We start from the raw sequence: 11626 nt of genomic DNA, 5'->3' as shown, positions 1-11626 counted from the left end.
CCGATGCAAGCGACCTCCCCGGCGGCATCCCCCTCGCCCGCAGCGTCCAGCGTCCCGCTGGCGACGCGTTTCCGCAGCGTGCGCCAGCGCACCGGCCTGCTCGCCGCGCCGCTGAGCGAGGAAGACGCGATGGTGCAGAGCATGGACGACGCCAGTCCGGCGAAATGGCATCTCGCGCATACCACCTGGTTCTTCGAACGCTTCGTGCTGGCCGCCGACGCGGGCTACCGCGCGATCGATCCGCAGTGGGATTACCTGTTCAACAGCTACTACCAGAGCGTCGGCCCGATGCATGCGCGGCCGCGGCGCGGCGTGCTGTCGCGCCCGTCCATGGCGCAGGTGCGCGACTACCGCGCCGAGGTCGAGGCGCGGGTGCTGGCGCGGCTGCAGGCCGGCGACCTGTCGGCGCAGACGCTGCAGGTGCTGGAACTGGGCCTGCACCACGAGCAGCAGCACCAGGAACTGCTGCTGACCGACATCAAGCACGCGTTCTGGAGCAATCCGCTGGCCCCGGCCTATCGCGACGATCTGGCCGTGGCGCAGGCCCCGGCCCGAACCCTGCGCTGGATCCAGCGCGACGAACAGCTGTGCGAGATCGGCGCGCCCGGCTGGCCGGCGCACGCCGCCTTCGCCTACGACAACGAGTCGCCGCGGCACCGCGTGCTGGTGCCGGCGCATGCGCTGGCCAGCCGTCCGGTGAGCAACGCCGAGTACGCGCAATTCATCGCCGACGGCGGCTACCGCAACGTCGCCCTGTGGCTCAGCGATGGCTGGGCACGGCGCAACGCCGAGGATTGGCAGCGGCCGCTGTACTGGCATGCCGACGGCGTGCGCGAATTCACCCTGGGCGGCTGGCGCGAGCGCGATCCGCATGCGCCGGTCTGCCACATCAGCCTCTTCGAAGCCGACGCCTACGCGCGCTGGGCCGGCGCCCGGCTGCCGACCGAAGCCGAATGGGAACAGGCCGCCACCGGCGTGGCCATCGAAGGCAATTTCGTCGATGCCGATGCGCTGCACCCGCAGTCCGCCGCGCAGGGCGAGGCCGGCCTGCAGCAGTTGTTCGGCGATGTCTGGGAATGGACCGGCAGCGCCTACCTGGCCTACCCCGGCTTCCGCCCGTGGTCGGGCGCGCTGGGCGAATACAACGGCAAATTCATGAACGCGCAGTGGGTGTTGCGCGGCGGCAGCTGCGCCACGCCGCACGACCACATCCGCGCCAGCTACCGCAACTTTTTCCCCTCCGATGCGCGCTGGCAATTCGCCGGCGTGCGCCTGGCCAAGGATCCCGCATGAACGCTGCGACCGCCCGCGCCCTGACCGAAGCCGCGCTCACCGACCTGCATCCGCAACCGGACGACATCGCCGCCGACGCGATCGCCGGGCTGTCGCGCAGCCCCAAGCAACTGCCGTCCAAATATTTCTACGACGCCGAAGGCTCGCGCCTGTTCGAAGCGATCACCCGCCAGCCCGAGTACTACCTGACGCGTACCGAACTGGCCCTGCTGGAAGCGCGGATGCCGTCGATCGCGCAGGCGGTGGGCCTCGGTGCGCACGTGGTGGAGCTGGGCAGCGGCAGCGGGCGCAAGACCGAATTGCTGCTGGAAGGCCTGCGCGAGCCGGTGGCCTACACCCCGATCGAGATCTCGCGCGACATGCTGATGTCCAGCACCGCACGCCTGGCCGAACGCTTCCCGCGCATCCAGATGCTGCCGGTCTGCGCCGACTTCACCGCGCCGGTGGACCTGCCGGCGCCGCAGCGCAGCGCGCGCCGCACCCTGGTGTTCTTCCCCGGCTCCACGCTGGGCAACTTCACCCGCGAAGACGGCATCCAACTGCTGCGCTCGATGCGCGAGACCATGCGCCACGACGGCTGCGCGCTGATCGGCATCGACCTGGACAAGGATCCTGCGGTGCTGGAAGCGGCCTACAACGACGCCGCCGGGGTCACCGCGGAGTTCACCTTGAACCTGCTGCGCCGCCTCAACCGCGAGATCGGCAGCGACTTCGACTTGGCGCAGTTCCGCCACCGCGCGGTGTATGCGCGCGAGCGCCAGCGCATCGAAACCTTCCTGGTCAGTCAGCGCGCGCAACAGGTGCACGTGGCCGGACACCGCTTCGACTTCGCCGCCGGCGAAGCGATGCAGGTCGAATACAGCCACAAGTACAGCGACCAGAGCTTCGGCGAAATGGCCGCGGCCGCCGGCCTGCGCGTCAGCCACGGCTGGAACGCGCAGGACGATGCGTTCGGGTTGCGGTTGCTGCAGGCGGTTTGAAGAGCCGGGATTGAGGAATCGGAGTCGGGCTTGGCAAGCGCATTCGCGCGAACCGGTAGCGCGCCGCCCGGCACGCACTACCGAGGCAGACACGTTGACTGGCCGCCTCCCTGCCGCCCCTTGTAGGAGCGGCTTCAGCCGCGACCGACCCCCACCGCAGCCGATCCGCCCCCACCACGAGACACCGCGTGGCCGCGGCGCCGCCCTGGCTAGCCCTGATACCCATTGGTGATCGGATAACGCCGCTCGCGGCCGAACGCGCGGCGCGACACCTTCGGCCCCGGCGCGGCCTGGTGCCGCTTCCATTCGGTGATCCGCACCAGCCGCACCACGTGATCGACCACCTCGGCGGCGTAACCGGCGGCGACGATCTCGTCGCGCGATTCCTCCTGGTCGACATAGCGATACAAAATGCCGTCGAGCACGTCGTAAGGCGGCAGCGAATCCTGGTCGGTCTGGTTGGCGCGCAGTTCCGCCGACGGCGGCCGCGCGATCACCGCCGGCGGGATCACCGGCGCGCCGCCGACCGTGTTGCGCCATTTCGCCAGGCCGAACACCTCGGTCTTGTACAGGTCCTTCAGCGGCGCATAGCCGCCGCACATGTCGCCATAGATGGTGGCGTAGCCGACCGCGTACTCGCTCTTGTTGCCGGTGGTCAGCAATAGACCGCCGAACTTGTTGGCCAGCGCCATCAGGATCACGCCGCGGCTGCGCGACTGCAGGTTCTCTTCGGTGACGTCGGGCTGGGTGCCTGCGAACAACGGACCGAGCGCCTGCAGCAGGCCCTCGAACGCCGGTTCGATCGCCACCGTCTCCAGCTTCACCCCCAGCGCGCGGCACTGCTCGTCGGCCAGGTCGTTGGACATGTCGGCCGTGTAGCGCGACGGCAGCCGCACCGCGGTGACGTTGTCCGCGCCCAGCGCGTCCACCGCCATCGCCAGCACCAGCGCCGAATCGATGCCGCCGGACAGGCCCAGCCACACCTTGGAAAACCGGTTCTTGCCGCAGTAGTCGCGCAGCCCGCGCACCACCGCGCGCCAGGCCAGCGCGTCCATGCTTTCGTCGCCGTCGTCGATCCAGCGCAACGGGGTGAACGCGCGCGCCTGCGTCGCGTAGTCCACCACCAGCCATTGGTCGGTGAACGCCGCCGCGGCCGGATGCACGCTGCCGTCGCCGTCGGCGACCACCGAGGCGCCGTCGAACACCAACGCATCCTGGCCGCCGACGACGTTGAGATAGGCCAGCGCCACGCCGGTCTCGCGGGTGCGCTCGGCCAGCAACGCATCGCGCTGCGCATGCTTGCCGCGCTCGTACGGCGAGGCGTTGGGCACCAGCACCAGTTCGGCGCCGTGGCGCGCGGTATCGGCCAGCGGCTCGGGGAACCACAGGTCCTCGCAGATCACCAGGCCGACCTGGGTCCCCTTGACCTCGAACACGCAGCTGCCGCCGTCCGGATCGACATCGAAATAGCGGCGCTCGTCGAACACCGCGTAGTTGGGCAGTTCGCGCTTGCGGTAGGTGGTTTCGATCTGCCCGCCGCGCAGCACGCTGGCCGCGTTGTAGACCACGCTGCCGGCGCTCTGCGGCCAGCCGACCACCGCGACGATGCCGTGCACGCGCACCGCGATGCGCTGCACCGCCAGTTCGCAATCGGCGAGGAAGCCGGGCCGCAGCAGCAGGTCCTCCGGCGGATAGCCGCTGACCGCCAGCTCCGGGAACAGCACGATGTCGGCGCCGTACTCGTCGCGCGCCTCGTCGATCATCGCGATGATGCGATCGGTGTTCTGGGCCACGGCGCCGACCGGAAAATCGAACTGGGCCATGGCGATGCGAAGGGAAGAAGACATGGACAACCTTGCAGAAGCGGGAGGGGAAAAGCGCGGCGGCCGCGCCGATGCCAGCCGCCGACGGCGCAGCGCCAGCAGCGGCGGAGCCGACATGCGCACGCCGGCAATGCGCAGTGTAGCGCCGCACCGCGGCAGGCGATCCGGCTCGCCTACCCCACGCTGCGCCCGTCACCGGATGGATGCACTGTGGGAGAGGGACTTCAGTCCCGACTGGCGCCGAAGCCGGTCGCTGACAGACCCCGCGTCGCGACTGAAGTCGCTCCCACAAGGAGTGGCACGCCGAGTGCCCGCTGGGTGCACTGTGGGAGGGACTTCAGTCCCGACTGGCTCCGAAGTCAGTCACTGACAGACTCCGTGTCGCGGCTGAAGCCGCTCCTACAAGAAGCGGCACGCCGAGTGCCCGCTGGGTGCACTGTAGGAGGGACTTCAGTCCCGACTGGCTCCGAAGTCAGTCACTGACAGACTCCGTGTCGCGGCTGAAGCCGCTCCTACAAGGAGCGGCATGCCGAGTGCCCGCTGGGTGCACTGTGGGAGGGACTTCAGTCCCGACTGGCTCCGAAGCCGGTCGCTGACAGACCGCGCGTCGCGACTGAAGTCGCTCCTACAAGAAGCGGCATGCCGACAGCTCGCTGGGTGCACTGTAGGAGGGACTTCAGCCGCGACTGGCTCCGAAGCCGGTCGCTGACAGACTCCGTGTCGCGGCTGAAGCCGCTCCTACAAGGAGCGGCATTCCGAGTGCGCACTGGGTGCACTGTGGGAGGGACTTCAGTCCCGACTGGCTCCGAAGCCGGTCGCTGACAGACCTCGCTTCGCGACTGAAGTCGCTCCCACAGGGAGCGGCACGCCGCGCATCGCCTCACCCATTGCCGCGGCTCCCTGCCCGCGCACGACGCCGACGGCGCCAGCGCCGCCACAGCGTCACCACGGCCGCGAGCAGCGCCAGCGCGACGAGGCCCAGGGTCGCCATGCGCGCGGCCACGCCGTGCTGGAACACCACCTCCTGGCCCTGGCCATCGAGCGTATAGGCGACCACGTAATCGCCCAGCGCCCCCATGCCCTCGCGGCCGCCGGCGGCGATCACCACGTACTGCTTGCCGTCCACCGCATAGATCGACGGCGTGGCCTGGCCGCCCGCCGGCAGCTTGGCGTCCCACAGGGTCTTGCCGCTGGCGCTGTCGAGCGCGCGCAGGCGCGCATCGGCGGCCGCGGCGATGAAGGTCAGCCCGCTGGCGGTGGTCACCGCGCCGCCGAGCAGCGGCGTGCCCACGTCCAGCGGCAGCCACGGCAGCCGCTCTTCCAGCGTGCCGAGCGGGCGTTCCCAGGCGATCTTGCGCGTGCGCAGATCGACCGCCACCAGCCGCCCCCATGGCGGCTTGACGCAGGGAACGCCGCGGGACGAAGCCAGCATGCCGCGGCGCATGTAGTACGGCGTGCCCTCCATGTCGTTGAACTGCTGGGCGGGATAGCGCGCGTGGTCGCTGTCGAGGAACTGCGCGCGCGGGATCAGCGCCACCTGCATCGGCAGGTCCGACACCGGCAGGATCGCCAGCTGGCGCTGCGGGTCCACCGCGATGCCGCCCCAGTTCACCCCGCCGGCCCAGCCCGGCAGCGCGATCGTGCCGCGCACGCTGGGCGGAGTGAACAGGCCTTCCGAACGCAGCCCGGCGATCAGCGCGGCGCACTCGCGGCGCGCGCCCGGCGTCGCGCCCCAGGCGTCGGCGGCGGTCAGCGGCGTATGCCGCGCCAGGCGCAGCGCCGGCTCGGGCATCGGCTGGGTCGGCGAGATGCGCTCGCCGGGTACGTCGGTCGCCGGCACCGGCACTTCGCTGATCGGGAACACCGGGCTGCCGTCGCGCCGGTCGAAGGCGAACAGAAAGCCGGTCTTGGTCGCCTGCAGCACCGCCTCGCGCGGCCCCTGCGCGGTCTGCACCGTCGTCAGCACCGGCTGCGAGGCCAGGTCGTAGTCCCACAGGTCGTGATGCACCAGTTGCTGCGCCCACACCCGGCGCCCGCTGTGCAGGTCCAGCGCCACCAGCGAATTCGCATCGCGGTTGTCGCCGAGCCGCTCGCCGCCGTAGTAGTCGGGACTGGCCGAGCCGGTCGGCACGTACACCAGCCCCAGAGCCGGATCCACCGCCAGCGGCGCCCAGGCGTTGCCGCCGCCGACCGTGGCGGCCTGCTCCGGCTGCCAGCCGGCCGCGGCCGCGGCGGCCGGAGCGCGCGGCACCGGATCCCAGCGCCACAATTCGCGCCCGCTGCGCGCATCGTAGCCGCGCACCACGCCCTGCTCCAGCGCATGCCCGCGGTTGTCGCCGATCGAGCTGCCCACCACCAGCACGTCGCCGGCCACCACCGGCGGCGAGGTCACCGCATAGTTGGCCCAGGCATCGCCGGGCCTGTCCTGCACGTCGATCCCGGCCCGCAGGTCGATGCTGCCGGCAGTGCCGAACCCGGCGCAGGGCCGACCGTCGGCGGCGTCCAGCGCGATCAGCCGTGCGTCCAGGGTGCCGAACACGATGCGCTCGCGGCACGCGCCCGCCGCGGCCTGCGCGTCGCGCCAGAAGCTCACCCCGCGCGAGGCCGGATCGCTGTAGTGCTTGCCGCGCGCGACCTGGGCGTCGAACGACCACAGTTCGCGGCCGCTGGCCGCATCCAGCGCGAAGGCGATGCCGGTGCCGGTGACCAGGTACATGCGCCCGTCCAGCACCAGCGGATTGGCCTCGAAGCGGCGCCGCTCCGGATCCGGCAGGCCCGCGCCGAGTTCGCCGGTCCGGAACGACCAGGCGATGCGCAGCCGTCCCACGTTGTCCGGAGTGATCTGGGTCAGCGGCGAATGCTGGCCGCCGCCGGGCGCGCCGGCATAGCTGGACCAGTCGCCCGGCGCCGCCGCGCAGATCCCGCCGGCGCCGAGCGCCAGTCCCGCACCACATATCGCTGCCCGCCATCTGCTGCCCACCGGTGCGCTCCTGTCGTTACGTGAAGTAGCGGCAAGTATGTGCAGCGCCCGTCCGCCCGCCACGGCCAAGGGACGGCGGCGGCCACGACAGTGACCAATGGCGGCCGCGCAGGGACGAATGGGGCGGGCGCCAAGCGGGCCAATGATGGCCGGCAACCGCACGTCGGGACATTTTCGAATCGCAGCCACGGCGCAAATCCCGTGGCAACGGCTCTGGAAGCGCTGGCCGTTGGGCGCGACGGGCCTTCCGGTAACGCATGTTGCGGCGAAGGTCACGCCGAACGCACTGTTGAACGCAAATCCCGCGTCGAACATGCCGAGCTGACAGACGTTGCCGGGTGCAGCAGCGGCGCGCGGCACGCAACGGCAGAGCGACAAGCCCGGTCGGAGAGAGGAGTTTGGGGTGAAGGTACAGGCGAAGCACTCGTCACCTGAGACAGCACGGCGCTACACCTTCGAAAAAACGCCGACACAAAAAAAGGGCCCCGCTTTCGCGAGGCCCCGTTCGACGCTGACCGGCATTGCCGCCATCGCACGATCGCGACATGCGGCACCTGAGCGCCGCATGCCGCAACCGCCGTGTCGCTTACTTCACCAGCGAAGCGATCGCCGCGCCCAGGTCGCCCGGCGAACGGACGGTCTTGACGCCAGCGGCTTCCATCGCCGCGAACTTGCCGGCCGCGGTGCCCGAACCGCCCGAGGCGATCGCACCGGCGTGGCCCATGCGCTTGCCCGGAGGAGCCGAGGCGCCGGCGATGAAACCGACGACCGGCTTCTTGACGTGGGCCTTGATGTACTCGGCACCGGCTTCCTCGGCGTCGCCGCCGATCTCGCCGACCATGATGATGCCCTGGGTCTGCGGGTCTTCGTTGAACAGCTTGAGGCAGTCGACGAAGTTCAGGCCGTTGATCGGATCGCCGCCGATGCCGATGACGGTGGACTGGCCCAGGCCGGCAGCGGTGGTCTGCTTCACGGCTTCATAGGTCAGCGTGCCCGAGCGCGACACGATGCCGATCTTGCCCGGCATGTGGATGTGGCCCGGCATGATGCCGATCTTGCACTCGCCCGGGGTGATCACGCCGGGGCAGTTCGGCCCGATCAGGGTCACGTCCGGGTGCGACTTCAGCACGTTCTTGACCCGCAGCATGTCCAGCACCGGGATGCCTTCGGTGATGCAGACGATGACCTTGATGCCGGCCGAGGCCGCTTCCAGGATCGCATCGGCCGCGAACGGCGGCGGCACGTAGATCACCGACGCATCGGCGCCGGTGGCGTCGACCGCTTCACGCACGGTGTTGAACACCGGCAGGTTGATGTGGGTGGTACCGCCCTTGCCCGGGGTCACGCCGCCGACCACCTGGGTGCCGTACTCGACCATCTGGGTCGCGTGGAAAGTCCCCTGCTGGCCGGTAAAGCCCTGCACGATGACCTTCGTATTCTTGTTGATCAAAACAGACATGAATTCTTCCTAGTCTCGTGGGTTCAGGCAGCGACGGCTGCGACGACCTTCTTGGCGCCATCGTTGATGTCGTCGGCCGGGGTGATGGCCAAGCCGGATTCGGCCAGCAGCTTCTTGCCTGCCTCGACGTTGGTGCCTTCCAGACGCACCACCACCGGCACCTTGACGTCCACTTCCTTGACTGCGGCGATGATGCCCTCGGCGATCATGTCGCAGCGGACGATGCCACCGAAGATGTTGACGAAGATGGCCTTGACCTTGTCCGAGGACAGGATCAGCTTGAACGCCTCGGTCACGCGCTCCTTGGTGGCGCCGCCGCCGACATCCAGGAAGTTGGCCGGCGAACCGCCGTTGAGCGCGATCACGTCCATGGTGGCCATGGCCAGACCGGCGCCGTTGACCATGCAGCCGATGTTGCCGTCCATGGTCACGTAGTTCAGGTCGTACTCGCTGGCGCGCACTTCGGCCTCGTCTTCCTGGGTCTTGTCGCGCATGGCGGCCAGATCCTTGTGGCGGAAGGTGGCGTTGTCGTCGGAGTTGACCTTGCCGTCGAGCGCGTACAGGTCGCCGCTGTCCAGGATCGCCAGCGGGTTCAGTTCGACCAGCGCCAGGTCCTTTTCGTTGAACAGGGTGTACAGGCCGCCCATGATCTTGGCCAGCTGGTTGGCCTGCTTGGCGGTGAGGCCGAGCTTGAAGCCGATCTCGCGCGCCTGGTAAGGCTGCAGGCCTTCGACGAAGTTCACGTTGAGGGTCTGGATCTTCTCGGGGGTCTCGGCTGCGACCTGCTCGATGTCCACGCCGCCTTCCGACGAGGCGATGTAGGTGATCGACTGGGTGCCGCGGTCCACCAGCACCGACAGGTACAGTTCCTTGGCGATCTCGCCGGCCTCGGTGACCAGCACCAGGCTGATCGGCAGGGCCACGCCAGCGGACTGGTAGGTTTCCATCGAGGTGCCGAGCATCTTGGCCGCAGCGGCCTTGACGTCGTCGGTGGTCTTGCAGAACTTCACGCCGCCGGCCTTGCCGCGGCCGCCCGCGTGGATCTGGGCCTTGACCATCCAGGGGCCATTGCCCAAGGCATTGGCCGCTTCGACAGCTTCTTCGGGCGTGGACGCGACGCGTCCGGCCGGGACCGGGATGCCGTAGTCGGCAAACAGTTGTTTCGCCTGGTATTCGTGGAAATTCATGCGTCACCGTGGGAAGAGGAACGACCGTCCCGCAGCGATCCGGGCCTGGAATGGCGGCCGGAATGGTACGGACGGGCCGCATATTGTGGCCGACCCTGGGCGGCGGCGCAAAAGCGCTGGCTTCCGGCACCGCCGCGGGCGGCCCTGCAGGCCCGGCCCGGGCGGTCCCGCGCAGCCCGTCCTCGGCCATGCCGAGGCTGCCACCGGTGCGGCCCTGCCATCGCATTCCCCGGCGCGACGCCTATACTCGCGCCGTCCGTCGCCTGGCTGGAGTCCGGCTTGCCCACAAGCGCCTCGCTCATCGACCGCATCGAGTCCATCCCGCGCCGCGAGCTGTACTTCTTCGCGCTGTACCGGGTCCTGGTGGCCGGACTGATCGCCGCGCTGGTGTTCAGCCCGTTGAGCGTGCTGGTCGGCGCGCCGCGCTTTCCGCAACTGGCGGTCGGGCTGGCCGGCGCCTACCTGCTGGTGGCGCTGCTGCTCCTGCTGTGGGGCCGCAACGAACGCCACCTGATCCCGATCGTGTTCTGCAGCGCGACCGCGGACATCGCCGCGGCCACCCTGGCCGCGCACGCGCTGCCGGCGGCCAGCGCCGGCATCGCGATGATGCTGCTGTTCAATGTCGCCGCCGCGGCGATGCTGCTGCCGCTGCGCTACGGCTTCGGCGTCGCCCTGACCGCCGCCGCGGCGACCCTGCTGGAATACGTGTGGACCTCGCTGGACGGCGGCGAAAGCACCCGCAGCCTGGCCGAACTGGCCATGTTCGCGACCAGCTACCTGGCGGTGTCCTACATCTGCTACCAGATCGGGCAGCGCGCGCGCAGCAGCCAGACGCTGGCCGATCGGCGCGGCGCCGAGGTGGCCAATCTCTACGAAATCAACGAGTTGATCATCCGCCGCATGCGCACCGGGGTGCTGGTGGTGGACGCGCAGAACCGCGTCACCCTGGCCAACGAGGCCGCCTCGGCACTGCTCGGCGACGCCGACGGCAACAGCGCCAGCGGCCGCCTGGACCTGCTCAGCGCCGCGCCGGAGCTGGGCAAGCGGCTGCAACGCTGGCGCAACGGCTGGAACCAGGAAGAGACCCCGCTGCAGCTGTCGCCGGACCAGCCGGAGGTGCAGCCACGCTTCGCCCGGCTGCTGATGGAAGGCGACCTGACCCTGGTGTTCCTGGACGATGCGACGGTGGTGTCGCGGCGCGCCGAATCGCTGACCCTGTCGGCGCTGGGCCGCTTCTCGGCCAGCCTGGCGCACGAGATCCGCAACCCGCTGGCCGCGATCAGCTACGCCTCGCAGCTGCTCGAGGAATCGCCGGCGATCGGCGATGCCGACCGCCGCCTGCTGCAGATCATCCACATGCAGTGCCAGCGCACCAACGGCATCGTCGAGAGCGTGCTGGGCCTGGCCCGGCGCGAGCGCTCCAATCCGGAGAACCTGGACCTGGGCGTGTTCGTGCGCCGCTTCGTGCTGGAATACCGGCAGACCCTGTCGATCGAGACCGACAGCCTGGAAGCCATCCTCGCGCCGCAGCCGGTGCACGCGCTGGTCGATCCCAAGCACCTGCACCAGATCCTCAGCGCCCTGGTGCACAACGCGCTCAAGTACGGCCGGGTGATGGAGGAACCGGCGCGGGTGCGGTTGCGCGTGGCGATGCAGGAACGCAATGCCATCGTCGATGTCATGGACCGCGGTCCCGGCATTCCCGAAGCGGTCGCCGCGCAGCTGTTCCGCCCGTTCTTCACCACCTCCGAGCACGGCACCGGGCTGGGCCTGTATATCGCCCGCGAACTGTGCCGGGCCAACCAGGCACGCCTGGAATACGTCCCGGTACCGGCCGGCGGCGCCTGCTTCCGCGTGGTCCTGCCTGGCCCGCACACCATGCTCTCGGGTTGAGACACGCGTCA

Annotated in this window: 7 protein-coding genes; 3 read left to right on the top strand and 4 right to left on the bottom strand. The window is 69.6% G+C overall.

The features are described from left to right. The first annotated feature begins 3 nt into the window (after nucleotides 1-3). Both egtB and egtD read left to right on the top strand, forming a co-directional pair. Complete coding sequence (gene egtB, locus AB8810_RS06195; protein WP_369915851.1) at nucleotides 4-1293, top strand: ergothioneine biosynthesis protein EgtB; 1290 nt, start codon at nucleotides 4-6, stop codon at nucleotides 1291-1293. Further along, nucleotides 1290-2273, top strand: coding sequence for an L-histidine N(alpha)-methyltransferase (egtD, locus tag AB8810_RS06190; protein WP_179566639.1), 984 nt, complete (start codon nucleotides 1290-1292; stop codon nucleotides 2271-2273). The genes egtB and egtD overlap by 4 nt, the downstream gene beginning before the upstream one ends. Nucleotides 2274-2482: 209 nt before the next feature. On the opposite strand, the gene AB8810_RS06185 is transcribed toward egtD, so the two are convergent. From AB8810_RS06185 to sucC, 4 genes are all read right to left on the bottom strand, one after another. After that, entirely contained in the window at nucleotides 2483-4120 is a 1638-nt protein-coding gene (locus AB8810_RS06185) for an NAD+ synthase (protein ID WP_179566640.1), read from the bottom strand. A gap of 856 nt (nucleotides 4121-4976) precedes the next feature. Then, nucleotides 4977-7076, bottom strand: a complete 2100-nt coding sequence (locus AB8810_RS06180) for a pyrroloquinoline quinone-dependent dehydrogenase (RefSeq protein ID WP_369915850.1) — start codon at nucleotides 7074-7076, stop codon at nucleotides 4977-4979. Nucleotides 7077-7662: 586 nt separating this feature from the next. Beyond that, complete coding sequence (gene sucD / locus AB8810_RS06175) at nucleotides 7663-8535, bottom strand: succinate--CoA ligase subunit alpha (RefSeq protein WP_179566644.1); 873 nt, start codon at nucleotides 8533-8535, stop codon at nucleotides 7663-7665. 23 nt (nucleotides 8536-8558) lie between these two features. Further along, nucleotides 8559-9722, bottom strand: a complete 1164-nt coding sequence (gene sucC / locus AB8810_RS06170; RefSeq protein WP_191824384.1) for an ADP-forming succinate--CoA ligase subunit beta — start codon at nucleotides 9720-9722, stop codon at nucleotides 8559-8561. 279 nt (nucleotides 9723-10001) lie between these two features. On the opposite strand from sucC, the gene AB8810_RS06165 reads away from it, so the two are divergent. Further along, nucleotides 10002-11615: a PAS domain-containing sensor histidine kinase gene (locus AB8810_RS06165; protein WP_191824385.1), complete on the top strand. Its 1614-nt coding sequence runs from the start codon at nucleotides 10002-10004 to the stop codon at nucleotides 11613-11615. Nucleotides 11616-11626: the final 11 nt, after the last annotated feature.

It is taken from the genome of Xanthomonas sp. NCPPB 3005 (assembly GCF_041228095.2).
GTDB lineage: Bacteria > Pseudomonadota > Gammaproteobacteria > Xanthomonadales > Xanthomonadaceae > Xanthomonas_A > Xanthomonas_A bonasiae.
Note: the sequence above shows the minus strand (reverse complement) of the source record. Positions and strands in the feature narration are given on the sequence as shown.